Below are 24,221 nucleotides of genomic sequence, written 5' to 3' on the forward strand. Positions count from 1 at the left end.
GCGAGTCACGTTAATCGTCGCCACGCCGCCTTCAGCCACCGTGTAATTTGGTTGGGCGAACTGGAAGATACTTGGAGCTGTCGGTGTCGGCGCCGGAGTTGTCCCCGGAGTCGGCGGCACATCATTAATCGTCAAAATTGACGGATTACTGCCGACATTGCCACCGAAGAGCACCAAATTCACCGTTTCCGGCGATTCCAAAATCAAATCACTCAAAGCCGTCACGGTGAAACTAGCGGTAGTTTGCCCCGCAGCAAAATTCAACACCCCTGCCGACGTTCCAGTGTAATCCGGTGCACTGCCTGTTGAACTTGCCGAACCGTCAAGAGTAGCGTAGTTAATCGATGCAGCCGCCGTGCCACCGGTGCGAGTCACGTTAATCGTCGCCACGCCGCCTTCAGCCACCGTGTAATTTGGTTGGGCGAACTGGAAGATACTTGGAGATGTCGGAGTCGGCGTCGGCGTCGGCGTCGGCGTCGGCGTCGGCGTCGGCGTCGGCGTCACATCAATGCCTTGATATTGAATACTCCGCAGTAGGTAGTCGGAACTATCGGTTTTGGTGGAGGTAGCGAGGTAGGCAGCGGTGGGGTTCGCGTAGGCTGTGGCGGAGAACCGCAGTTCGTCAAAAGTAACGCCGGTGAGAGAGTCTCCTACTATCTGGAATGTGAAATTGCCATCGGTACGATCGCCAGTGAAAGTCACTCCATCTGAAGACACACCGAGCGGTTTTGGAGTGCCAGGAGCGCTGAGGCGAGTGATCGTAAAATTGCTGGCCGATACCGGCGCCCCATCCTTAAAGAGTTGCAGCGAACCAACTTCATCGCCTTGATCGTTTACTGTAGAACTTGATTTGGGAAGTAATGCACTCAGGTCGATCGTGGCGCTAGTGATATCTTTGTTATCTGCCCATTTCACCTTCAGCACTTGAGATTTACTGGTGTTTGGGTCATAGTGGATTTCCGCCCGAATTTTATTGACATCGGTGAACCAACTAGGATAATCAGATGGGACACCAATACCAGGGGCAGCGCCGTAGCTCAACCAGCTTTTAGGGTTGTCGTTCGTTGCTAAGGTGAGGTTGCTGATGACAGTAGGGTTGGTGTAGTTCGTTTCCACGCCATCAAAAGCTATCCCAGACAGTTGGATGCCTTGATTCTGGGCGGCAGTAGGCCATTGTGCAATTAGGTCACTGATGCTGCTGTAATTAGTGGTTGTACCCAAAGAACCAGTGAATGAAGTAGCCATAGCTTCTCCTTTGATGATGAATAATTAAAGATTAGAAGTGACTGAAAACCAGAGGTTGGGCTTTCTTGTAGCGATCGGTCACTGCAAGAAAAATTTCGTCATTAAGTACGTGAAGTACGTGCAGGTAAATCAAGTAAAAACGCTCAGGCTGCCAAAATGCTTGCCCAATAAGCAGTTGAAGCCTTTATTGCCCCTGCGTAATTAAATGTTGAGTGTAATTATTACTTGCCACTACTTATACAGATGCTTATTCTTTACTTTCATCATCAATAACTTCGATCCGGAAGATTTCCAGATAATTTTTTCATCCCTCTAAAGAGTGGGTTTTCCAAATCTGTAGAGGAGAGCTTAAATCCCACATTCCGCACCCCCCAACGGGCCGCGCACACCTGGTTCTGCGGACAAAAGTGAATCTGGATTGACAAAACGTGAGTATAAATACTCCTAAATTTATATTTCTAAGCAGAACCCAGTTGGGAATTCCTGAAAATTGAGGTTCGGGCGTAAGTTAAATCTGATTCCATTAAAAATGCGATCGGTAAAACACCAAGTTTATTGCCGATCCGTAATGTGATTGACGATCGCCCTCAAGATGTCAAATGGGTTCTCTACCAGGAGTGAGTTGATTCATTCAAAACCCGCCCTCATGTTATATTTATTTGTACTTACTTACGTAACAATCGATGAACTTATCAAAAAATAGGTTGTGGTTGTTGGGAGCGATCGCCGTTACGGCACTAATTATCATTACCCTGCTATTTGCTCCGGCTAACAACAAAATAAACAGCGGTTCGACTTACAATAGAGGCCCGGACGGCTACGGAGCATGGTATGCTTTTATGTCAAAACGGGGAACCGAGGTTGAGCGCTGGCAAAAACCTTTTGAAGACTTTGCTAAAAACCAAGAGGCAACACGGCTAAGTACACTTTTACGTATCTATAGTAGATTGATACCAGAAGTTGTTTCTGATACAGAGAAAAAGTGGGTGGAACAGGGCAATACTTTGGTAATTTTGGGAGTTCGCGCCCCGGTGACACCAGCACCTTTTAGTAGCTTGCACCCAGCTTCAGCCGGGGAAATTAAGATTGACACCGGGCGGAGAGAACCCAGCGATAAAAAACAAGTTTTAGGCGATCGCTTTGGGGCAATTGTTTGGAAACAAACAATGGGCAAAGGAACAGTTTATTTTGCCGTCACACCCTATCTAGCTGCTAACGCTTATCAGGATTTCCCAGGTAATTATGAATTTTTAGCAGGGCTGGTTACTCAATTAGAAGGCGGAGAAAAAGAAATCGAAGGTGCCCAGCAGGCTATAGCAGTGAATTTTATCCAAAATCCGATCGGTCGGCAAAGCCAGGAAACGAGTAAAACTCTAAATAAAGTCTGGGTAGACGAATACATTCACGGCTACAAAGATCCAGAAATTATTGAACGCGAATACGAGGGAAATTTATTCACTTATTTAGCCAAAACTCCTCTATTCCCCGTTTTTATACAGGGTACAATTATTCTAATCATTGCTATTTTTGCCGGGTGGAACAGGTTTGGACAGCCTGTAACTCTATCAGCGCCTGCGGTTGACAACAGCGAAGCTTACATTCAAGCATTAGCTGGTGTCTTGGAAAAAGCAAACAGCACTGATTTTGCGGTAGAAATTATCGGAAAAGCAGAACAGTTACAACTGCAAAAAGCCTTATTATTGGGACAGGCATCCCTGGAAAGTGAAACCCTCACAAATGCTTGGGTGGATCAAACAGGGCGAAAAGCGGCAGAATTGTCAGAACTTCTGCCATCGCCATCTCGGAAACAGCGCATCAGCGATACAGATTTGCTAGCCTGGTTGGGTAAATGGGAGCAGATCCGCCAACATCTCCCCTCTGATAGGAAAAATCTCAAATGAGCGAAACAAACTCTATTTTTAAACGCCTCAGCCAAGCCCTCGACAAAATAGTTGTGGGTCAATCTTCTACAGTACAGCAGTTGCTAGTGGCTCTTTTGAGCGGCGGTCACGTGATTGTTGAGGGAGTGCCTGGAACTGGGAAAACTCTACTTGTAAAAGCGATCGCCCAATTGATCCAAGCAGATTTTCGCCGGATTCAACTAACGCCGGATATTTTGCCGTCGGATATCTTGGGAACAAATATTTTTGATTTTAATAACCACAGTTTTACCCTGAAGAAAGGCCCGGTTTTTACAGAGATTTTGCTGGCAGATGAAATTAATCGCACGCCTCCAAAAACCCAGTCAGCACTGCTCGAAGCAATGGAAGAACAGCAGGTAACTTTAGACGGTGAAACTTTAGCTTTACCAGAGTTATTTTGGACGGTGGCAACTCAAAATTCCCTAGAATTTGAAGGCACTTATCCGCTACCCGAAGCTCAGTTAGACCGATTTTTATTTAAACTTGTGGTTGACTATCCCGATGCAGCGGCAGAAAAGCAAATGCTGCTGAACGCAGAGGCAGGATTTCGCGCCAAACGCATCGATTTAGCTAGAATAAAATCTGTAGCAACGGTAGAGCAAATAATTAGCGCGCGTCAAGCAGTACAAACAGTCAAAGTAGAGGAGAAAGTGATCGATTACTTGCTAGCTTTGGTGCACAATACGCGCAAACATCCCGATTTGGCATTGGGTGCTTCTGGGCGATCGGCTGTAGCTTGGTTGCAAAGTAGTAAAGCTCACGCTTGGCTGGCCGGCAGGGATTATACTACTCCTGATGATGTGAAGGCGATCGCACTGCCACTTTTGCGACACCGTTTGATTCTCAAACCAGAATCGCTGCTAGATGGCTTGCAAATTGATTCGGTAATTGCTTCGGTATTAAAACAAGTCGCTGTACCGAGGTAAACCAAATGATTCCTTCTATTCGCCTTTATTTCCTGTTAGCGATCGCAATTCCCATCGCCCTTTTGCTCGCTATGCTGGTAAATCAGCAAACAAGTATTATCGGCACTTTGCTATTTGACTGTTTAATTGTAGGTCTAGCCATTACCGACGCACTGCGCGTAAAATCTCATCGGGTGCAAGTGACACGCCATCCGTTGCACAGACTTTCGATTGGGCGAGACAATCCGGTTATACTGTCAGTGCGATCCTCTCCGAGGGCTGCGCTAACGGCAAATCAAACAGCTAAAATTCGGCTGTGCGACTCCTATCCGCTAGAGTTTGATGTCTCTCAACCGATGCTGGAAGCATCCCTCAATCCTAACAGCGACGAAGAATTAACTTATACAATTCGCCCGCAAAATCGCGGAAAATATAAGTGGGGAGATATTCAGGTACGGCAGTTGGGAAACTGGGGTTTAGCATGGCACGACTGGACAATACCTGCTAGTGAAAAAGTAGCCGTTTATCCCGATTTAGTGATGTTGAAAGAACTCTCTATTCGGCTAACATTGGAAAATACTGGCACAATGCGGCGGTTACAAAAACTCGGCATGGGAACTGAATTTGCCGAACTTCGGGAATACGGTATTGGTGACGATCCTCGCTTGATTGATTGGAAAGCTACTGCAAGGCGATCGCGCCCTTTAATCAGAGTTTTAGAACCAGAAAAAGAGCAAACTTTGATTATTTTACTCGACAGGGGACGGCTGATGACGGCGCGAGTGCAGGGTTTGAAGCGCTTTGACTGGGGAGTGAATGCAGCGCTGTCTTTAGCCTTGGCTGGACTAAATCGGGGCGATCGCGTGGGAGTCGGTGTGTTCGATCGGGAAATCGCGACTTGGATATCCCCGGAAAGGGGTCAACATCAACTATCTAAATTGATTGAACGCCTAGCACCAATTCAGCCAGTTTTGTTAGAACCAGACTATGTTGGTGCTGTAACTAAATTAGTAAGTCAACAAACTCGCCGTGCATTAGTTGTGCTAATTACTGATTTAGTAGATGTCACAGCTTCTACGGAAATGCTTTCGGCTTTAGCGCGTTTAACACCTCGTTATTTGCCTTTTTGCGTAACTTTGCGCGACCCTCAAGTTGACAAAATCGCTCACACTTCCACCGTGGAAATTACACCTGCTTATCATCGTGCTGTAGCTTTAGATTTACTAGCACAGCGTCAGGTAGCTTTTGCAGAGTTGAAACAAAAAGGAGTTTTGGTTTTGGATGCACCAGCCAATCAAATTAGCGAGCAATTGGTTAACCGATATTTGCAACTGAAGTCTCGGAATCAGCTTTAATCTTCTCAGCTTCCGCAGCATTAGCAAAGTAAGGTAAAGGCCCTTTGAGAACCGACCAGTTTTTATAGATGAAACCGATTACCCAAGGGGCTGACAAAGCAAAAAACAAGACGCCTAGCTGTATTTGCGATCGAAATACATCTAGAATGTTTGCTGTTTGATTGTCAAAAAATGTTGTATATGACAAATCCCAAATTGTAAAAGTAAGATTTCTCAACGCCATAAAAACTATTAGTACAAGTAAGCTGCGGGTTTTTAGATATAAAATCGTGTAAATTAATATCAACATAATTACAGATAGAAAATATTTATAAACAAAAATTATATTCAGCAGACAAACAGCTATTATTGCTGGGATATTTCCCCATTTTGCTGCCCACCTGTGTAGTAGAATACTTGTCAAAATAAAGGCACTGCATATGCAATTTACTGTACAACTGTTGACCATAAAAATTAAGTAGTAAAGCGCTGGATGAAGGGTTTTTGAACCTGTAATTAAAATACTCCTATTTCTATTATCAATCAGTATTTTTTCAACAAATGAAGGTACAATAAAAGACAAAGGATAATAAAATATTCGGAAGACACCTATTGAAAAAACCACGCTAGCGATCGCCAAACCTACCAATGGCAACCATTGGTAGCGATCGGGAACTTTACCAACCAGATATTTAAGTTCAATTCCAGCTAGCCTGCATTGTCGCCACAACAATGCCAGTATCAAAATCGATACATAAGTTCCAAATATTTCATTAACTAATGGATCTAATGGTGTTTTACTATCGAACTTTATCCCCAGTCTATAGCCAATCATTGCTATTTGAAAGTAAATGCCCATAGTGAATAAAAACAACCATCCAAATATGTGCCGAACCTTGATTCGAGAAAAAGGATTGTCTTCGGGAAAGCGGATGTTAGTAAGAGTCATGATTTTAATTAATTATTTGACTCGATATTATATAATCCAAGGTCTCGTAGGGGCGGGTTCGCCAGTATTCTCAATCTAAAAGCCAATAGTTTCATAAACCCGCCCCGCCCATACGATCGCGAATCAACGGGACATGATATGACTGGGAATTTCAGCCGATCGCCTTTTACTGCAATACATCACCAACAGCGCAAACAACACGATCCCAGCCAAATACTTCAACGGATCGGGAATTGCCGGATTTGGCGAGAAAAAACCCTCGATCGTACCAGCAATTACCAGCATCGGCACAATTCCAAATACCAATTGTGCAGCTTGAGTACCGTAAAATTTCATAGCATCAGCACGGCGATATTTGCCGGGAAAAAAGATGCCGCGGGCGATGATTAAACCAGCGCCGCCAGCTAAAAAAATCGCCGGCAATTCCAGGGAACCGTGAGGAAATACAAACGCCCAAAAAGGGTAAGCTAAATTGTGCTGAGCGACTAAACTGGCGATCGCGCCGATGCTCACTCCATTAAATGCCATAATATAAACAGTGTAAAGACCGAAAACAATCCCTCCCCCAACAGCCGCAAAGCATACGGATAGATTGTTAGTCATAATACCGCTAGAAGCCAAAGGTTCGATTCCCACAATTGAACCCATCCACAATTCCCCGTCATCGCGCACCGTTTTAATCAAATGTCCAGGAACTACTAAGGATAAAAACGTCGGATCTTGCCAAGCAAACCACCAAGCAATCAACGCCATTACTAAAAAAATACCCGTCGCAGTTGCCGTATAACCAAACGTCTGCTGTACCGTAGCCGGAAAACCCCAGCGGCAAAACTCCACTACAGCTTCCCAATCTTGGCGGCGCGAACCTTGGTAAATTTGGGTGTAGCCACGAGAAGTTAAGCTTTGCAAATCTTGTAACAAAATATTACCTACTTCGTTTGTCCTCGCCCTAGCCAAATCCGCCGAAACAGAACGGTACAAACTCGCTAATTCCGTGATTTCAGACGCAGGTAGGGACTTTAGCCCCTTTTTTTCCACTTGCTGTAAAAGAGTGTCTAACCGTTTCCAGTTCGGTTCTCGCCGCGCGATCCAACGTTTAATATTCATAAAGTTTTCTCTAAGTTCTATTAGATATAGCTTAAGATAGTTGTAAATTTTCCGCCTCACACTACTACACCCATCCGGTTATGCCTAAAAAAAATCTTAGTTCTTCTGGACAAACAGGCCCTTTGAGCGTCGGTAATGTTGTTAGTGCTAGTTTGCAGATTTACCGCGATCGTTTTAAGCCATATTTTGGTTTGGCATTCGTAGCTTATCTGTGGTTGTTAGTTCCGATTTACGGTTGGGCTAAATTTTCTGCGATTTCAGCGCTCATTTCTCGTCTGGCTTTCGGTGAAGTTAGCGAAAAGCCAGAGACTGTCAGTGATGCTCGCCGTGAGGTGAATCCTCGGATGTGGAGTTTTTTATGGGCGGGTATATTGACATTTCTGATTTTCCTTGGGGTATCCTTGGTAGGTGGGCTCGCTCTAGGAATATTGGCAGGGGGGGCGGCTGCTATTTTGGGGCAAAATTACGTAATTATTGGAGCTTTGGTAGTAGTTGCGATCATTGCTTTCTTTATTATATATATCCGAATTGTCTCTCGCTTGCTGATTGTTGAGTTGCCGCTGGCGATCGAAAATAATATAGACGCTAGTTCAGCAATCAGTCGCAGTTGGCAGTTAACTAAGGGGTCGGTCGGACGCATTCAATGGATAGTTTTTGTGGGCATTTTGGTTTCACTCCCGATCACGATTGTTGTGCAGATACTTAGTGCGATCGTTCAACTTGTTTTAACTCCACTTTTGGGCGCCGAAACGAGTCTATTTTACTTAGTTTATTATCTTCTGATTTTGCCCTTGAGCTTTGGCAGCGGTGCGCTTGTGACTCCTTTTTGGCAGGCTATGAAAGCCATTATCTACTACGACCTCCGCAGCCGCAAAGAAGGTTTGGGTTTGAAAATGCGCGATCGCTAATTCACCCTCAGTCCCAACATAAAATTTGCTCAAATTTATGCGACTTTTTAATCGATTCACTCTCCACACTCCAGAAAGTGTTGAACTGGAATTTACCTTAGCGGGAATTGGCAACCGAGCATACGCATTGCTGATCGACTATATCATTTTGGGTTTGATCGTAGTAGTGTTTTTATTAGGTGCGCTGATATTTAATTTAGTGTTGCTTGAGACGATAGCTAAGTTGCTAGGAAGTACCAATCGCTTAGAACTCTGGTTGATAGCAGTTCAGGTATTAATTGGTTTTTTCATTTATGTAGGTTACTTTGTATTTTTTGAAACAGCGTGGTCTGGTCAAACACCAGGCAAGCGTTATGTCAAAATCCGAGTAATTCGAGATGACGGCCGTCCAGTCAGGCTTCAGCAATCAACTCTACGGGCTTTGCTGCGGCCTTTTGACGACTTATTTTTTATAGGTGTATTTTTCATAGTTTTAAACCCGCAGGAAAAACGTTTAGGAGATTTGGTAGGAGGCACCCTGGTAATTCAAGAACAACAACCCATAACAACTGCTGCATTGAAAGTATCAACACCGGCTCAATCCCTAGCAAAAAAACTGCTGATAGAAGCCGATATTTCCAGCTTGCTGCCAGAAGATTTTGCTGTAATTCGAGAGTATTTGCAGCGGCGCGAAGCTATGATACCAAATGCCAGAAATGAATTGAGCAAACAACTGGCTACTCAGGTTAAACAAATCATTAGTTTGGAAAAACTGCCGACCAAAGTTGATGCTAATGTCTTTTTAGAGGCTGTATATCATGCTTATCAGCAGCAAGTTCAAAATTAATATCAAGTTCAGTTAATTACTTATAAATCCACGGGAATAGGGCATAGGGAATTGGCCGGGGGGCATGGGTGATTAATCTGACTAAAGCAGGAATTATGCACTTACCCTCTGATTTGTCACCGGCAACTTTACAATAAACTCAGTTCCTTCACCAACCTGACTGACGCAGCTCAGCTTGCCGCCGTGAGCTTGAACAATTACCTGATAGCACACTGAAAGTCCCAAACCCGTGCCTTTCCCCACAGGTTTAGTAGTAAAAAACGGGTCAAAAATCTTGTCTTGAATTTCTGCAGGAATGCCAGTTCCCGTATCGCGGACAGAGATTGTTACCCAGTCCGGCTCGCTTTGCCAACTGCGGATAGTTAATTCCCCGGGTTGGCTCGTTGACTGGAGCGCATCTAAAGCATTGTCAATCAAATTATAAAATACTTGGTTGATTTGACTGGCATGACATTTTACGGGTGGCAAACTGCCGTATTGCTTGTCGATTTTGATATTTGTTTTTAGCTTATTTTGCAGCATCAAGAAACTGCTTTCTAAACCTTCATTCAAATCTACTGGTTGTAATTCAGCGTGGTCTAAACGAGAAAAATTTCGCAGCGTCATCACGATCGATCGAATCCGTCCGCTGCCTTCCCGCATAGACTTGAGCAGTTTGCCAAAGTCTTCTCGAATGTAATCCAGTTCTAGTTCTTCATTGATTTTGACAAGTGCTGCCGCTGCTTCCGGGCAGGCATTCCCGACCAGTTCTAGAGCTTCGTTCAAGACTTTAAAATATTCTTGAGCGTGAAACAAGTTAGCGTGGATGAAATTGTTGGCGTTGTTAATTTCGTGAGCAATTCCCGCTACCATTTGCCCCAAACCTGACATTTTTTCGCTTTGAATCAATTGCTGCTGTGTCGATCGCAATTCTTGGAACGCTGCTTGCAATTGCTGGGTTTGAGCTTCAGATTTGACCGCAGCTTCTCTGACTTTACTATAAAGTTCTGCTTGCTGAATGGCGATCGCCATTTGGTCTGCTAGCTGCGACAGCAACTCCATTTCTTGCCGCTGCCAATTGCGGGTATCCCCGCACTCGTGAGCAATCAGCAAACCCCACAGTTTACCGGGAAATTTTAAATTACAACTTCCGGCTGTAGGAAGTGAATCTTCTTCGCTTCGGGAGGTAACAATTGGCACAATCAGATTAGCTTTTACCTGCAAACTGTCTAAGAAATCAACGTGGCAAGGCTCTAAACCGGCATTAAAAATATCATTAATTGCTTTGACTCGCCCTTGCTGGTAAAGATCGGCGTAATCTCCCCTAAAACACTTATCGGCCCCCATATCTCCTAAAATTGAAGGCCAAGGAACCGTCATGTTTTCAACGACAACTTTTCCCTGCCAGTTGTCTTGAAACTGGTAGATAATTACTCGATCGCACTGCAACAGTTGGCGGACTTCCCTCACCGCTGTTTCTAGGATAGTTCCCAGATCCAGGGTACTGCGAATTTGGTTGCCGATCAGCCGCAGCAGCGATTCTCGTTCGGCTTGGCGACGGGTGTCGCTATAGAGTTTGGCTTGATTGATCGCGATCGCCAATTGCGATCCTACCCCTTCTAAAAGCTGCCTTTCCCAATCAGTCCATTCCCGTTCGCGATCGCACTGATGCAAGCCAATTATGCCGTTCACTTCACCTTGATAGCGAGTAGCTACTGCCAGCATGGACTTAATCTCCAAAGCTTCGGCAATCTTTCGGGTTTGTTCGTTCAATCCCGGAAAATCCAGAAACTTCGTCAAAGCTAGCGACTCTTGCTGAGACACCACTGCAGCCAAGTGCGGGTTGTCAGTCATCGGTACTTTCATGCCCAGTTGAATTGGATAGTCTCCGGCGTTGTACTCTCCGCGCGTGACTAAAGTTTTTTCTGTATTTGATTCTTTGACTAAAATGCTCACGCGGCTGCACTGTAGCACTTGTCCCAGCAATCGGCAGGCAGATGTCAAAATTTCTTCTATGTCAAGTGTACTGCGAATTTCGTTATTAATTTGGTTCAGCAAGTTTGATAATTGAACTTGCTGCTGCATCTGCACGATCAGGGCTTTTTGTTTGTCTACTTCTGGCAGCGAAAGACTTTCTTCCTGCCTCCAATTTTCAGGTTCAGGCAACCGCGAAGTTAATCTCGGCGAGGGGTTTTCGTGTTCTTGTATTTTTAAAGACATATTTACTCAGCATTGGTACAGTATTTTGATTGAGCCTGGTTTTTTAGACCTGTGCTTACCCCGCCAAGATCCCGATCGTAGCTACCAGGATTTTTGGAACATCTTAAGACATTATAAAGGATGCAGCCAGAGCATAGCAATTATTTGCTTTACAAATATTTATAAATACTAATTATGCGCTCGGCAGCCGACAATACTAATTAGGCGCGCGCCCTTGAACTGCGTCAGATGTCAATTAGACTTCACCAGCAGGTTAAACTAAGAAAATTCATCTAAAATCTATCTTTAGTTCAATGTTTGCGCGCGCTCGTTCACCATGGAAAACTCAATTCCCGACAATTTTCGCCCTGCTGCAAGCACCGACAACCTTACATCTGGATTGACAGGTAAAAGTCAGATTAACATAGCTTTGGCGATCGGCAATTCGCGACTGCACTGGGGATTATTTGCGGGCAAAACCCTGGAAAAAACATGGGATACAGAGCATCTCAAAGCTGATGCTGTTTCTCGGCTCTCCGAGACCGAAAAAGCCGAATATTTGGTGCAAACAGTAATGAGGTCGATCGAGGAAATATCTTCTCAAAATCTCCTTTGTCTTCCTGCTACTCCCGCTTGTTCTAGTCCTCACACACTTTCTTTAGTTCCCCTGCCTCTAGTTTTAGCCTCAGTTGTTCCCCAACAAACAGCAATTTGGCAGAGTTATCCTGATGTCCGAATTATTACTTTAGACCAGTTGCCGATCGGGGGACTCTATCCTACCCTGGGAATTGACAGAGCTTTGGCTGTACTGGGTGCTGGCAACCAATTGGGTTGGCCAGTTTTACTTATAGATGCTGGTACAGCTTTAACATTTACTGGGGCTGATGTCAATAGGTATTTAGTTGGGGGCGCAATCTTACCGGGTTTGGGTTTGCAGTTATCGTCGCTAAGTAAAAAAACCGCTGCATTGCCCTTTATCAGCTTACCAGAAAATCTGCCGCACCGCTGGGCGAAAGATACTGCTGGGGCTGTTCAAAGCGGAGTTGTGTATGCGACGGTGGCTGGAGTTAGGGATTTTATTGAAGATTGGCGGTGTTTGTTTCCTGATTGCAAAATTGCACTCGCGGGGGGCGATCGCGCTATGCTTTTAAAATACCTCACCGCAGCTTTTCCCGATACAGCCGCACCCTTAATTGACGCACCAGAGGCTATTTTTTGGGGAATTAGTCATGAGTTATGAGTTATGAGTCTTAGTTAGGGGTAATGGGTAATGGGGATTGGTAATGGGGAATTATTCGGCAGCATCTCATATTTGTAAAAACACTTCTTCTGGCTCCTTCCTTCTGACTCTTTCCTTCTGCCTCCTGCCTCAAAACTCCTGCCTCAAAACTCCAATTTCTAGCTTGGCTGCTTTCATTGAGATGCTCCCAATTATTCTTCCTTCTGCCCTGTTTCTTCTTCCTTGCCCATTCCCAATTCACTTAGCAAACTCGCGAATATACTTAGCAACAACCTCCGGGACTTCTTGCGGCAAATTGCTTTCCCCCGGACTGACCAATTGCAGTTCGGCATTAGGAGCCAGAGCAGCATAGGATTGACACACAGACGAAGCTGCGGGGGTATCTTCAGAACCGTGCAAAAGCAAAACAGGCGCTTTCAGCAAAGGCAAATTCTCATCAACTAACTCCGCTGTAATTTCAGCCCGCCGCCGCCGGAACAGCAACTGCACGGCAACTGGGGACTGAATCAATTGCTGTCTGAACTTTAGCAGTCCGTCAATCTTGTTTTTGCTGCCGAGCAACTTAGCAATTGGATAGATCGATCGCAGGAACCACAAAGCCAGCGGAGGTTGGCCGATCAGCCAGCTAGCCGTCTGCCACCGCCCCCGCCGGTTGCCAACCTTGACGCCTTCTGGGGCCAACAAAACCAAACCCTGAACTCGATCGGGATATTTGATAGCGTAGCTGGTGGCCACCCAGCCGCCCAGAGAGTGAGCGATTAAATAAACCTGTCGCACGTTCAAAGTATCGAGGTATTGGGCGAGACATTCTACTTCCAGGTCGATCGAATAATGAAGATTCCGGCGTTCCGAGTCGCCAAATCCCAGCAAATCCGGTGCGAAGCAGTGGTAGTAGGGGCTCAAATGTTCGATCGTCTGCAGCCACTGACTGCTGTCATGCCAAGAACCGTGCAAAAATACTAAATTCGGGCCTTGACCGACTTCGTGCCAGAAGATTTGCCCTACAGAGAGTTTTACCCGAGAATTGCGTAGCGGTGAGTACATCCGGTTAAATATTTAGTAATAAAAAGATGATTAATTTAATGTTCAGAGATTGTGAATAAAAGTAGCAAAACAGTGAAAATTAATTTCACAGTCATAACAGAAAACTTTTGACGGCGAGGTAATTTCCGACTTTTCTCAAATTTGGATGCCCCGTCGGTTTACGCCAAAGTTGTCAGACCTTGAAAATAGTCCTGTAAATGTTGGTCGTTATCGTGGCTGAGCTGGCCTTCCGGCAGCGATGCGGGCAAAAAAGCCTCAACCTCGCTGACTTCAAGCGTATCCTGAACTTGCATCTTTCCCTCTACCTCTGCTGCCACCACGATACAAATCGAGTGCAGGCGAGGGTCTCGATCTGCCGCCGAATAAACACCCACCAAGCGGCGGATTTTTACTAAATCTAGTCCTGTTTCCTCTGCTAATTCCCGCCGCACAGTTGTGGGAATATCCTCTCCCCAATCCACCATACCTCCCGGCAGTGCCCAGCGACCGTTGTCGCGGCGGCGAATTAACACAATTCGCCCGTCAGGCAATACCGGAATCACAGCAGTACCAGTGATGGGATGTCGAAAAATCAGCCCCAGCACAGTTTGTCCAATTTGCCACAATCGACGCATAAACTCAAAAGCTTATTTAGGGGAAAGTAATTTCAGGTTTCTTAGCTTGGAGCTCAAAAGTCTTAATTTTTAATTTTTCATTCAGCCGAGAGGTCTGGCAAGTCTGCTAAGATCTCGGCTGCGTGAGTTTCTGGTTTGACTTTCCGATAAACCTTTTCAATCCTACCATCAGGGTCGATCGCGAAAGTCGATCGAGTAATTCCCATAAATTCTTTTCCCATAAATTTTTTGAGTCCGTAACAGCCGTAGGCGGTGGCAACTTCGGCGTTTGAGTCGCACAGCAAGGGAAAAGGCAGTTGATATTTAGCTGCAAACTTGGCGTGAGACCCGGCCCCGTCTGTGCTGACGCCGAGGACTGCAATATTGCGCGACTCATAGTCTGAGTAAATGTCGCGAAAGCCGCAAGCTTCTTTGGTACAGCCTGGGGTATTGTCCCGAGGGTAAAAGTAAAGTACAACTCGCCGCCCTCGAAAATCTGCAAGGCTGACGAAATTGCCTTGCGCGTCGGGCAGGCTGAAGACAGGAGCTAAGTCACCGGGATTTATAATCATTTGTCGTATTTTTGTCAATAGTTTATAGAAATCTTCTGGAAGATCGAAAACATTGCGTCCCATCGGGCCCGGATTCCCCGGGACTTTAATCCCCGTGTTCTTTTTTCTGGGTCTTGTACCGGGTGTGCTATGATCGTCATCGGTCTAAAATTGAGTATAACTAGCCAACGTAAAAACTTAACTGGATTAGTTGAGTGCGTAGTCACACCTAACGGTGTTGCGGTTTAGGAAAGCTAAATTTGAAGAAAACCTAACTACATAAAGAGAACTGATCGAGTACGGTAGGGCATACCGGAATTAACGCTTGGGGAGAAGACACCTATAATGCGGCTGGAGAAATCCTGTCGCAAGCAAGTGACTTCGCTGAACCAAGAATCTCAGTCACCAAGAGTGCACAGAGTGCCAACCTTAAGAATCCCCGTGCGTGAAAGCCCGGGGACTGTCAATGTTTATTAGTGAGGTCAGAATGGCTAAGCGCCGCAATCTCAAGAAAGAGAAGGCACAACGAAATCAAGCATACGCTCGCAAGTTTCGCAAGCGGAGAAATCAAGATATGTTCTCCAACAAGAGAAGGCGATTTGACGGTGGCAACGGCGGTGGCAACGGCGCCATGAGCGGCGGCAGACAGGACAAAGACATGGCTGCTGCTGAAGATTAATTGAGTCAGGCTATCTGCCGAACTTAGAACCAGAGTGGAAAACACGATCGTTCTTTCGTAGAGATAGCCAGCCGGAATTTGTCCAATAATTCAACGATGTTTAGGCGATCCGATCGCGCGCAGCGATAAGTGATTTTCTCACTTGTTCAAACCCGGTACCCCCGTAACTATTGCGAGCCGCCACTACTTGCTGAGGTGCGATCGCGCTGTAAATGTCTGTCTCAAAGGCTGGGTGCAAGTCTTTCCACTCCTCAAGTGTCAAATCTTTGAGGAGTTTGCCCCCCGAAAGGCAAGTTTTGACGACTTTGCCGACAAGGTTGTAAGCTTCCCGGAAGGGAACGCCTTTGGCGGCCAAGTAGTCGGCTACGTCTGTAGCGTTAGAAAAGTCTTCCGTAACAGCCGCAGCGAGGCGATCGCCATTAAACTCGATTCCTTCGCGCAACAAAATGGTCATTGCTTCCAAGCAAGCCTGTACCGTTCTCACGGTATCAAACAAAGCCTCTTTATCTTCTTGTAAATCTTTGTTGTAGGCCAAAGGAAGTCCCTTCACTACTACCAACAAGGCTTGCAAGTGACCGAACACCCGCCCCGCTTTGCCCCGCACCAACTCCGGCACGTCGGGATTTTTTTTCTGGGGCATGATGCTAGAACCCGTCGCGCAGCTATCTTTGAGCGTAATAAATCCAAATTCGTGAGCAGACCACAAAATCATTTCTTCTGACAAGCGGCTCAGGTGTACCATAATCAAGCTGGCAGCAGCGAGAAATTCGATCGCAAAGTCTCGATCGCTCACTCCATCTAAGCTATTAGCATAAACCTTGTCAAAATGCAATAGTTCTGCCGTATAATGTCGGTCGATCGGGAAAGTCGTCCCCGCCAGCGCGCCGCAACCCAAAGGCGAAACATTCACCCGCTTGCAGATATCGCCGAGACGTTCCCAATCGCGATCGGTCATTTCAAAATAAGCTAACAGGTAATGAGCCAAACTGATCGGCTGAGCGCGCTGCAAATGAGTGTAACCGGGAATTAAAGTTTCCACGTGACGATCGGCAAGATCGAGCAAAACCCCTTGAAATTCCCGCAATTGCTCGCGAATTTCTCCGATGCGATCGCGCAAATACAAGCGAGTATCGGTGCCGGCTTGATCGTTGCGCGATCGGGCCGTGTGCAACTTTTTCCCCGCATCTCCCACGATATCCGTCAGCCGCTTTTCTACAGCGAAGTGAACGTCTTCTGCATCAACTCCCGGAACAAAAAGTCCTTGGCGGTATTCGCGGCGGATCTGTTCCAAACCATTGACTAACTGTTCGCCTTCTGCTGCGGAAATAATCCCCGTTTTTGCCAGCATTTTAGCGTGAGCGACAGAACCAGTCAAGTCATGCTCAATCAATTCAATATCGAAGCCAATACTAGCATTAAATCGGGCGATCGCCGGGTGCAGCGCCGATTCAAATCTTTGACTCCAAGTTTTTTGTTGTGTTGTCATTGCTCAAGCTAAAACTAGATTATATCTCTGTTGCAGAAGTCTATAAAAACCGGTTTGTAGTCGGGACTTTAATCCTTCCTCCGGTTTGTAGTCGGGACTTTAATCCTCCATCCCAAATTCTGTCAGAAAAAACTCAACTCCTGACTACAAAGTTTTTATACATCTTTTGACCCGAAAAAACTGAAGTCTTGACTACAAAATTGTGAAACTTTTGCTGTATCAGAAAGAAGTGAAGTTTGGGCTACAAACCTTTTAAATCCGTTTCCGATAGCTTCCGCGACAATAACTCTAACGAAAAATCCCTTTAAAGAACCAGCCAACAAAAATACCTATAAAAAAAGCTCCTATTTGACCAGTCGAAACAAAATTGTTCCAAGCTTTCTGGAAATTAGTAAAAATGTCGTAACTTTGACCCAAAAGCACCGTCGAGATCAAATGAGATTTCAAAACTACCACGTGAGCGACATCGTTCCAATTAATCGAACTGGTTAATCCAGCAGTAATTTCCGGGATTAAATTAACTATCATGGTGATTTTCTCCTGCTAAAGGTGTTACCCTAAGTACAACCAGCGTCATGTCATCTTCGTTGCGATTGCCGATGCCGATAAACTGGTGAACCCGATCGAACAAATAATCCAAAATTTCTTCAGACTGCTGATAATTCTGACAGGCCCACTGAAAAGCCGAGGTCAAGTTATCCTCATCAAACCGATCGCCCCTTTGATTGGCAGCATCGGTAAATCCGTCTGTGTAGTAAATAATCGTATCTCCTGGCTGCAATTGCACGCTTGCTTCTTGGTAGTGCGAATCAGCATCCAGGCCAATTAACATTCCCTCCAAAGTATCGAGTTGAAGAATCGAATTAGTTGCAGCTTGCCAAAGCAAAGGCGGGTGGTGAGCTGCATTGCTGTAAGACAAAACGCGAGTTTTCGGGTCGTACTCCGAATAAAACAGAGTCACAAAACGGTGGGAATTTTCCAAATCCGCGTGCATAACCCGGTTTAAATGTTGCAAAATTCTCGAAGGCGAGTGGCGGTTCAAAACCTCCGCCCGCAGCATACCCCGCGTCATCGTCATCAGCAGGCCAGCCGGCACTCCTTTGCCCATCACGTCGCCGATCACAATGCTCCAGCGGCCCTTGTCGATTTTTGACTTGAGATTTTTAATCAGCGATGGGGGGTGTTCCACCTCATCCTCCTTGCCGATCGGGTCATAGTCAGCGGGAATAAAATCATAATAATCTCCGCCGACTCTGCTAGCAGTTTGGCAGCGGGCGGCCACGTCAACACCGGGAATTTTCGGACAACTGCGGGGTTGCAGCCGCAATTGAATTTCCGCCCCGATTTCTAACTCTCTGTCTAAGCGTTCTTTTTCAGCCAACTTAACAGTAAGTTCGTCTTTGCATATTGCCACCGCAGTTTGATCTGCCACCAACCGAACTAATTTCTGTCTGCCGGGAGTCCACACATATTGTGGGTCACTGCTAAAAACATAAAGCCGTCCGCGTTCCAAATTGTTGACTAAAATTGGCGCACCAAACAAATGAACGTCCGGGCCCAAATAACGGCCCACTTGCAAGTCGAGACTAGAGGTGTGCCCAGAGGTTTCGGAAAAAGATTCAGCAGCACCGCCGTTAGCACCTGCTGTCGCTTGTCTGGTGGCTATTTCCAGCGCTTTTCGCATATCTTGGCACTGTCGTCCTTCGTGACAGTGCAACTGCTGGAACCTGACTTGACCGTTAGGTTTGAACAGTACCAAAGCTCCGCCGTCGGCATCGGTAACGCGAGTCGCCACCAAAGGCACCAACTCCAAAAATTGGTTGAGATTGTTAAAACTGCGCAGGGCAAATCCCAGCGAACCCAACATATCTTGAACGTTGTGCTGGTATCGGTGCAAGCGCGCCACCAGTTCTTTGAGGGCAAATACTGGCGTCGCGTCGGTAGAATTGCGACCCGAAGGGCGGTCAGCAGGTTGAGGTGAGGAGCGAGGCAAAGGCACAGCAGTCATTTTAGATTTGTGATTTTCGATCTTAGAACGAGGAGGAATGATTGAGGACTTACGCGCCACTTGAACAAAACCCGGTTTTTTTTCGAGCAAGTAGTTTGGGTTGAGCAGGTAGGTTGGGCAGTAGGGGAACTTGACCCAACAGCATCAATTTTAGATTTGAGATTTTAAATTAAAAAATTGCAGATTTTTGCTCGCATCTCAAATCTAAAATCGCCAATTTTTTAATCGTTTGTTGGGTGTCGATCGCGCTTTTATCCCAACTAAGCAAGAACAGGGCGAAGGTATTGTTTCTAGATATTTAGTTTTTTACTCGCCACTCGGTGGCGATCGGCGCAAGTCCTGCGATGCTAGTTTAAGGTTCAGGATTTGAGATTTTGAACCTCTGTATCCGCCTCCTAAAATTGGGACGACCACAGATACCTCATCAATCTAAAATCTAAAATCTAAAATCTAAAATCGAGTAGGGCTTCGACAAATTCGTAACTAGAAAACGGGCGCAAGTCTTCGATGCTTTCCCCGACTCCAATAAACCGGATTGGCAGACCGAGCTGCTGCACTACTGCTAGGGCAACACCACCTTTAGCAGAACCGTCGAGTTTTGTCAATACTACTCCGCTTAATTTTGCTGATTCTGCGAACACTTCTGCCTGTCGCAAACCATTTTGACCCAGTGTGGCATCCAACACCAGTAGAGATTCTACGGTAGCGCCTGGGGCTTTCTTATCTACAATGCGACGGATTTTACTTAATTCGTCCATCAGGTTTTTTTTGTTTTGCAGGCGGCCTGCGGTGTCTACGATCAGCAGTTCTGTGCCTCGGGCGGTGGCGGCGGCGATCGCATCAAACACGACAGCAGCCGGATCGGTATTTTTCCCTGGGTTGGCAATAATTTCGACGCCGCTGCGGGAACCCCAAACTTTCACCTGTTCGACGGCGGCGGCGCGGAAAGTGTCGGCGGCGGCAATTAGGGTTTTGTAGCCGGATTTTTGAGCAATGTGCGCTAGTTTGCCGATCGTCGTAGTTTTTCCCGCACCGTTGACTCCTACAATCAACCAGATGTTAAAAGTATCTTTTTCCGGGGCAAATGTCAGGCTGTAGGCGGGATTACCGGCGGCGGTTTCGGCACAGGGAGCGTCCAGAATATCGCGCAGGATAGTTTTGAGGTAGGCTAGAGCCTGTTCTGGCGGCAGCACTTCTTGTGTGAGTCTTTCTTGGAGGCGACTGATAATGATGTCGGTGGCTGCGACTCCGACATCGGCTTGCAGCAGCAAAGTCTCAATTTCGGCTACCGCGTCTTGATTGAGCGGGCCTTGACCGACGATCGCCTTTAGTCGATTAATTAAACTGCGGCGCGTTCTTTCTAAGCCTTGGCGCAGTTTTTGCAGCCAAGTGATTTCCTCGACGGATACTTGGTCTGGCCGGCGGCCTTGACTGGCTAAGATTTCTGATGACCACAGGAAGCCTTCGTCAAAGGCGAAACCGGGAATTTCTTCGATAATTGCGGCTCTCTCGGCGGCGGCTGCAATTACTTCTGGTTCTTCAAGGGCTGTTTCTTTGAGGCGTTCGATGCGCTCCATGCGATCGGCTTGAGCTCTTGCCCAAAACGGCAGGGCTTCGGCTGCTTCGCCGTCGGATGCGAGTGATTCGGTTTCTACCACCTGCGTTGCAGGTTCGGCAATTTCTATATTTTCTGCTGTAACTTCTAATTGTTGAGCTATAGGTGCAATGTCGATCGCCCCGGCTTTTGGTTGCAGAGTTTCTGGAATTTTTACTTGGTTAGCTGCATCGGTTTCTACCGCCTCGGTAGCTTCAACTGTTGCTGGTGCTGCAACTTCTGGAACTTCTGCAACAGTTGGTGCTGCTTCAAGTTCGATCGTCTCCGTTGCTTCAACAGCCGCCGCTTCTGCAACTTCTGGAACTGTCGCGATTTCTGTTTCGGCTGCTGGAACTTCAGCCGCTGCTGTTTCGGCAACTTCTGTTTCGGGTTTTTGCTGTTTTTGAATATTTTTGTAAGCAGCTTTCGCCCAATTGAGATAATCTTCGGCTACAGCGGGGGAACTTGAATCTGCTGCTGTATCTGTTTGAGGCTCAACCGGTGCGGATTTTGCAGACTCATCTTGAGTTTGTTCGGGTGTATCTTTTTCGGAAGATTCGCTTTCGCTGTACTGGCGACGAAACCAATTAAAAACCATAGAAGTAAATGGGGAATAGAGAAGAGTTATTAGTCCAGTCCTGGACGCCTTAAGGCCAGAGAAACCGGGTTTTTTATCTTACTGTGGACTATAACGAAGGATTTTCGTAAAAAACCCGGTTTCTGACTACCCGTGCGTCCAGGACTATAGTCATTAGTCATCAGTTCTTAGTGTAGAGCGGATTGCCGATCGCAGATTGCCGATCGCTATTGACCAATGACTGATGACTAATGACTGCTGACTATCGACTACTGACTAATAACTTCTGCGTTGATTTTATCGACTACTCGGCGGAGGACTCCGTTGATGAAGCGATGTCCTTCGTCACCGCTGTAGCGTTTTGCGAGTTGGACGGCTTCGTTGACGCTGACTTGTTCGGGTAAGCCGAGATATAGCATTTCGGCGATGGCGATTCTCATGATATCTCGATCGATCCGGGGCAACCGTTCTATTTGCCAGTCTACCAGCGCTTCCGAGAGCAATTCGTCAATTTGAGGGCGGTTGGCGCTGACTTTCGTCAGGATTTGCAAAGCATAGGTGCGGACATCTTGCTGGTTGGCTAGCTGGATCAGTTCTGGAAACTCCATTGCTGAACCGAGACGGTTGATTGCGGTTTGGGTGAGTTCGACTGCTTCCCGCACCATTGTTCTAGCACTTTGTATATCGGCGGCGCGGATTTCGCTGGCAAGCAGTTTGTCGCTACTCCGCTGCACTTCAGATGCTGCTGTTTCTAGGGCTTCTTGAACTTCTGCTGTCAGGGTGCGGATGGCGGCGAGGAGGACATCTTGCAGTTTCTTGGCTTCTAAGAGTTCTGGATTCGCCGGCAGTTGGCTGATGCCGAGGAGTGCGAGTTCGCGTGCTGTTTCGCGGGCTTTTTTCATAGTTTTTAGATAGGAATTGGGAAGTTAGGAAGTTTTTCGATCGCGCGCGGACTTGAACTTTAGCAGAAAACTCGACTAAAAGCGGTACAAGACCAGCCGTCTGACTCACCAGCGGCGGCTAGTTTACAGATACTTCACTGTCAAACCCAAGATTTATGCTAGAAACCGGGTTTCTGAGTATAGGCTTTCTCGGTTTGGGCTGGTTTTGTCGAAATATTATCTGCTATGGGGAAAGTTTACACGGTCTTACGGGCCGCTAAAAATGTCTTGGTTCACTCTTCTTCGACTGGAACAGCCTGGTATCTTGATTCGGATACCAAGGGTTCGAGTGTTTTGCCCGTGGGTTTGTCGCTGATGACTGCAATTGAGTTGTTGGGGTTGACGATGCCGCCAGAGATGATGACTTTAAAGGCATCTTCGATCGACATTGACACATTGACTAAATCTGCCTCCGGGACTATAGCGTACCATCCGGTGGTGGGGTTGGGAGTGGTGGGGATGAAAATGCCGATCGGGGTTTCGCTGGAAAGGTGAGGCGGGATATCGTTATTATTGAGCGTGCCGGTCACAAATGCTAAAGTCCAGATTCCCCGGCGGGGATATTCCACTAACACCACGCGGCGAAATTTATCATTTGACTTGAGGATGGTTCCCAGCAGTTGTTTGAGAGTTTTGTAAACCGAACCGGCTAGGGGAATTGCCTGCAACAGCCGTTCGCCAAAATCTAGCAGCCACTTGCCAAAAATGTTGCGGGCCATTAAACCGATGACTAAAATGCTCAGCAGGGGTACAGCCAGCCCTACTAAGAGATTTAGCAGATTCACCAAAATCGGGTTGAGTCCGTCAAAAGGGTTGATCTGCTTGGGAATTTTGGTGAGAAAATTGATCACCCAACTGGCGACGGTAATTGTCAGCCAGATGGTGGTAGCTAAGGGTATCACTACCAGCAGACCTGCGATCAGGTCGTTTTTTAAGTCTTGTTTGATGCGTTGGAGCACGGCGGGTCAAATCTCCTCGTAACTGGTTGCCAATAACCTGAATAAACCTGAGACTAAAGCAACTGCACGGGCTTTACTGGAAGTCACCACAGACGATCGTCTTCAATGTCTGCTAAACTCTACCCTTTCTGACGGGCAAGAGTTAAGGATCGCCGATGCTGTACCTATATTTTAAAGAATTATTGCAAGTTGGCGCTTGGTTTTAATATATGCGGGCTGTGCAACAGCGAGCCCTCTTGTATATTTTAAGACAGTTTGGCTCGAACTCAACCAATAAGCCGATCGGTCAGAGGCTGCCTGAGAGTGGAAGTGCAGCCACTCCAGAGGAAATTTTCTGTGATTTGTCTGGGAAATTAATTGGTCGATCGAGCTTTCTCAGATTTTAAGCTGGGTCGCACTTCGTTGTAACTCATATTTTGCACCGTTATCAATAACAGGCTTTCCGGTCTGTTCCACAGGAGATGGATTTTCTCGTTTCACAGGCCCGAAAGACTGTTGAGAAAAGGCTTGTTGAGAATTGTTCCCGATCGCACTTGTCCGGAATTCACCTGCCTCAATGCAGAATCTGTGCAGGTTGAGTTCACTATCAAGCCAACAATATATCTTTAGATAGATTCAAAGCGGCCCCTATTATTAGTATATAAATAGGGACTTTGGGAGAGCGAAGGCGATAGACAAGCCAAATGTTCCCCCGGTTTCAACTGTTGCACGGTAGGCAAATCTGGCAAACAGTAAAACAGACAGACCAGCAACTTTGACTTTTTTTGACGCGAGCGAAATGCAGGAAATAAGGGCACAATTCAAGCGAATTTGAGCTTGAGAGGAGCGGTCAAGCAATATAAAATTAACTCTAGCATCACTACATAAAAAATAATCTGCCAAACGAGGTAGCAGTAATTAGTAGCAAGCGAGATAAATTACTAAATAGCAAGTTGTTTCTAGCAGAAAGTGTTAGACTATTTGTGCGGCAGGGTATAGTTAAACTGCTTCCCACAAGCAAGGCTCCAGCGGTGCGGATTGATGGAAAGCAGGCGAAAGAGAAGGAAAAGCAAAGGCAGCAGGCAATCAAGTCAGACAGGGGATTCACCTAGATGCAAGCAGCAAAAGACTTGATTAGAAGTTAGGATAGAGATGTGAATGCTCAACTTATAAAACCAATTGATTTTTACATTTTT

Annotated in this window: 22 protein-coding genes; 8 read left to right on the top strand and 14 right to left on the bottom strand. The window is 46.3% G+C overall.

Going from position 1 to position 24,221, the window contains the following annotated elements:
• On the bottom strand, positions 1-1,245 hold a 1,245-nt coding region (locus QUA99_RS20845; protein ID WP_333448826.1), incomplete at its 3' end, for a Calx-beta domain-containing protein.
• Between the two features lie 37 nt (positions 1,246-1,282).
• On the opposite strand from QUA99_RS20845, the gene QUA99_RS20850 reads away from it, so the two are divergent.
• The 4 genes from QUA99_RS20850 (at position 1,283) to QUA99_RS20865 (ending at position 5,427) form a co-directional block, all read left to right on the top strand.
• Entirely contained in the window at positions 1,283-1,450 is a 168-nt protein-coding gene (locus QUA99_RS20850) for a hypothetical protein (protein WP_333240324.1), read from the top strand.
• Between the two features lie 478 nt (positions 1,451-1,928).
• A complete protein-coding gene (locus tag QUA99_RS20855; protein WP_333240322.1) occupies positions 1,929-3,146 on the top strand; it encodes a DUF4350 domain-containing protein in 1,218 nt (405 codons plus the stop codon).
• Positions 3,143-4,093, top strand: a complete 951-nt coding sequence (locus QUA99_RS20860; RefSeq protein WP_333240320.1) for a MoxR family ATPase — start codon at positions 3,143-3,145, stop codon at positions 4,091-4,093. The genes QUA99_RS20855 and QUA99_RS20860 overlap by 4 nt, the downstream gene beginning before the upstream one ends.
• Before the next feature lie 5 nt (positions 4,094-4,098).
• Positions 4,099-5,427 carry a DUF58 domain-containing protein gene (locus tag QUA99_RS20865; protein WP_333240318.1) on the top strand — a complete coding sequence of 443 codons (1,329 nt, stop codon included), beginning with the start codon at positions 4,099-4,101 and terminating at the stop codon, positions 5,425-5,427.
• On the opposite strand, the gene QUA99_RS20870 is transcribed toward QUA99_RS20865, so the two are convergent.
• Together QUA99_RS20870 and QUA99_RS20875 are read right to left on the bottom strand one after the other, a co-directional pair.
• The gene (locus QUA99_RS20870; protein WP_333240316.1) at positions 5,387-6,355 is read right to left on the bottom strand and encodes a hypothetical protein; all 969 of its coding nucleotides are present in this window, start codon (positions 6,353-6,355) and stop codon (positions 5,387-5,389) included. The genes QUA99_RS20865 and QUA99_RS20870 overlap by 41 nt on opposite strands.
• A 123-nt stretch (positions 6,356-6,478) precedes the next feature.
• A complete protein-coding gene (locus QUA99_RS20875; protein WP_333240314.1) occupies positions 6,479-7,462 on the bottom strand; it encodes a stage II sporulation protein M in 984 nt (327 codons plus the stop codon).
• Between the two features lie 80 nt (positions 7,463-7,542).
• On the opposite strand from QUA99_RS20875, the gene QUA99_RS20880 reads away from it, so the two are divergent.
• Positions 7,543-8,370 carry a DUF975 domain-containing protein gene (locus QUA99_RS20880; RefSeq protein WP_333240312.1) on the top strand — a complete coding sequence of 276 codons (828 nt, stop codon included), beginning with the start codon at positions 7,543-7,545 and terminating at the stop codon, positions 8,368-8,370.
• 37 nt (positions 8,371-8,407) lie between these two features.
• Complete coding sequence (locus QUA99_RS20885; RefSeq protein ID WP_333240310.1) at positions 8,408-9,196, top strand: RDD family protein; 789 nt, start codon at positions 8,408-8,410, stop codon at positions 9,194-9,196.
• A gap of 93 nt (positions 9,197-9,289) precedes the next feature.
• Here QUA99_RS20885 and QUA99_RS20890 read toward each other — a convergent pair whose 3' ends face one another.
• Complete coding sequence (locus QUA99_RS20890) at positions 9,290-11,395, bottom strand: GAF domain-containing protein (RefSeq protein ID WP_333240308.1); 2,106 nt, start codon at positions 11,393-11,395, stop codon at positions 9,290-9,292.
• A gap of 316 nt (positions 11,396-11,711) precedes the next feature.
• Here QUA99_RS20890 and QUA99_RS20895 point away from each other — a divergent pair, with 316 nt between their 5' ends.
• Positions 11,712-12,614 (top strand): pantothenate kinase, encoded by a 903-nt coding sequence (locus tag QUA99_RS20895; protein WP_333240306.1) that lies wholly within the window; start codon positions 11,712-11,714, stop codon positions 12,612-12,614.
• Between the two features lie 10 nt (positions 12,615-12,624).
• Here the strand turns inward: QUA99_RS20895 and QUA99_RS20900 are convergent, their stop codons facing one another.
• The 4 genes from QUA99_RS20900 to bcp all read right to left on the bottom strand — a co-directional run bounded on the left by QUA99_RS20900 (position 12,625) and on the right by bcp (position 14,823).
• A complete protein-coding gene (locus QUA99_RS20900; RefSeq protein WP_333240304.1) occupies positions 12,625-12,855 on the bottom strand; it encodes a hypothetical protein in 231 nt (76 codons plus the stop codon).
• Positions 12,852-13,658: an alpha/beta hydrolase gene (locus tag QUA99_RS20905; protein WP_333240301.1), complete on the bottom strand. Its 807-nt coding sequence runs from the start codon at positions 13,656-13,658 to the stop codon at positions 12,852-12,854. The genes QUA99_RS20900 and QUA99_RS20905 overlap by 4 nt, the downstream gene beginning before the upstream one ends.
• A 158-nt stretch (positions 13,659-13,816) precedes the next feature.
• Positions 13,817-14,272, bottom strand: a complete 456-nt coding sequence (locus QUA99_RS20910) for an NUDIX hydrolase (protein WP_015176648.1) — start codon at positions 14,270-14,272, stop codon at positions 13,817-13,819.
• 77 nt (positions 14,273-14,349) lie between these two features.
• The gene (gene bcp, locus QUA99_RS20915; protein ID WP_333240299.1) at positions 14,350-14,823 is read right to left on the bottom strand and encodes a thioredoxin-dependent thiol peroxidase; all 474 of its coding nucleotides are present in this window, start codon (positions 14,821-14,823) and stop codon (positions 14,350-14,352) included.
• 466 nt (positions 14,824-15,289) lie between these two features.
• Between bcp and QUA99_RS20920 the strand changes: the two genes are divergently transcribed.
• Positions 15,290-15,481, top strand: coding sequence for a hypothetical protein (locus QUA99_RS20920; RefSeq protein ID WP_333240352.1), 192 nt, complete (start codon positions 15,290-15,292; stop codon positions 15,479-15,481).
• A 100-nt stretch (positions 15,482-15,581) separates the two neighbouring features.
• Here the strand turns inward: QUA99_RS20920 and argH are convergent, their stop codons facing one another.
• From argH to QUA99_RS20950, 6 genes are all read right to left on the bottom strand, one after another.
• Positions 15,582-16,967, bottom strand: coding sequence for an argininosuccinate lyase (argH, locus tag QUA99_RS20925; RefSeq protein WP_333240297.1), 1,386 nt, complete (start codon positions 16,965-16,967; stop codon positions 15,582-15,584).
• A 288-nt stretch (positions 16,968-17,255) separates the two neighbouring features.
• Complete coding sequence (locus QUA99_RS20930) at positions 17,256-17,495, bottom strand: hypothetical protein (RefSeq protein WP_333240295.1); 240 nt, start codon at positions 17,493-17,495, stop codon at positions 17,256-17,258.
• Positions 17,485-18,975: a PP2C family protein-serine/threonine phosphatase gene (locus QUA99_RS20935; RefSeq protein WP_333240293.1), complete on the bottom strand. Its 1,491-nt coding sequence runs from the start codon at positions 18,973-18,975 to the stop codon at positions 17,485-17,487. Before QUA99_RS20935 ends, QUA99_RS20930 begins: the two co-directional genes overlap by 11 nt.
• 443 nt (positions 18,976-19,418) lie before the next feature.
• Positions 19,419-21,167, bottom strand: a complete 1,749-nt coding sequence (gene ftsY, locus QUA99_RS20940; RefSeq protein WP_333240291.1) for a signal recognition particle-docking protein FtsY — start codon at positions 21,165-21,167, stop codon at positions 19,419-19,421.
• 248 nt (positions 21,168-21,415) lie between these two features.
• Complete coding sequence (gene nusB, locus QUA99_RS20945) at positions 21,416-22,048, bottom strand: transcription antitermination factor NusB (RefSeq protein WP_333240289.1); 633 nt, start codon at positions 22,046-22,048, stop codon at positions 21,416-21,418.
• A 272-nt stretch (positions 22,049-22,320) separates the two neighbouring features.
• Positions 22,321-23,046 (bottom strand): DUF502 domain-containing protein, encoded by a 726-nt coding sequence (locus QUA99_RS20950; RefSeq protein WP_333240287.1) that lies wholly within the window; start codon positions 23,044-23,046, stop codon positions 22,321-22,323.
• Between the last annotated feature and the right edge of the window lie 1,175 nt (positions 23,047-24,221).

The organism is Microcoleus sp. F10-B2, from assembly GCF_036704965.1.
Lineage (GTDB): Bacteria > Cyanobacteriota > Cyanobacteriia > Cyanobacteriales > Microcoleaceae > Microcoleus.

Bases quoted from the DNA above. Each gene is read 5' to 3' on its own strand.
- QUA99_RS20905 (WP_333240301.1), bottom strand. From the start codon at position 13,658: ATGTACTCACCGCTACGCAATTCTCGGGTAAAACTCTCTGTAGGGCAA.
- QUA99_RS20865 (WP_333240318.1), top strand. From the start codon at position 4,099: ATGATTCCTTCTATTCGCCTTTATTTCCTGTTAGCGATCGCAATTCCC.
- nusB (WP_333240289.1), bottom strand. From the start codon at position 22,048: ATGAAAAAAGCCCGCGAAACAGCACGCGAACTCGCACTCCTCGGCATC.
- QUA99_RS20880 (WP_333240312.1), top strand. From the start codon at position 7,543: ATGCCTAAAAAAAATCTTAGTTCTTCTGGACAAACAGGCCCTTTGAGC.
- QUA99_RS20930 (WP_333240295.1), bottom strand. From the start codon at position 17,495: ATGATAGTTAATTTAATCCCGGAAATTACTGCTGGATTAACCAGTTCG.
- ftsY (WP_333240291.1), bottom strand. From the start codon at position 21,167: ATGGTTTTTAATTGGTTTCGTCGCCAGTACAGCGAAAGCGAATCTTCC.
- argH (WP_333240297.1), bottom strand. From the start codon at position 16,967: ATGACAACACAACAAAAAACTTGGAGTCAAAGATTTGAATCGGCGCTG.
- QUA99_RS20875 (WP_333240314.1), bottom strand. From the start codon at position 7,462: ATGAATATTAAACGTTGGATCGCGCGGCGAGAACCGAACTGGAAACGG.
- bcp (WP_333240299.1), bottom strand. From the start codon at position 14,823: ATGATTATAAATCCCGGTGACTTAGCTCCTGTCTTCAGCCTGCCCGAC.
- QUA99_RS20890 (WP_333240308.1), bottom strand. From the start codon at position 11,395: ATGTCTTTAAAAATACAAGAACACGAAAACCCCTCGCCGAGATTAACT.
- QUA99_RS20895 (WP_333240306.1), top strand. From the start codon at position 11,712: ATGGAAAACTCAATTCCCGACAATTTTCGCCCTGCTGCAAGCACCGAC.
- QUA99_RS20855 (WP_333240322.1), top strand. From the start codon at position 1,929: ATGAACTTATCAAAAAATAGGTTGTGGTTGTTGGGAGCGATCGCCGTT.
- QUA99_RS20935 (WP_333240293.1), bottom strand. From the start codon at position 18,975: ATGACTGCTGTGCCTTTGCCTCGCTCCTCACCTCAACCTGCTGACCGC.
- QUA99_RS20860 (WP_333240320.1), top strand. From the start codon at position 3,143: ATGAGCGAAACAAACTCTATTTTTAAACGCCTCAGCCAAGCCCTCGAC.
- QUA99_RS20910 (WP_015176648.1), bottom strand. From the start codon at position 14,272: ATGCGTCGATTGTGGCAAATTGGACAAACTGTGCTGGGGCTGATTTTT.
- QUA99_RS20920 (WP_333240352.1), top strand. From the start codon at position 15,290: ATGGCTAAGCGCCGCAATCTCAAGAAAGAGAAGGCACAACGAAATCAA.
- QUA99_RS20885 (WP_333240310.1), top strand. From the start codon at position 8,408: ATGCGACTTTTTAATCGATTCACTCTCCACACTCCAGAAAGTGTTGAA.
- QUA99_RS20870 (WP_333240316.1), bottom strand. From the start codon at position 6,355: ATGACTCTTACTAACATCCGCTTTCCCGAAGACAATCCTTTTTCTCGA.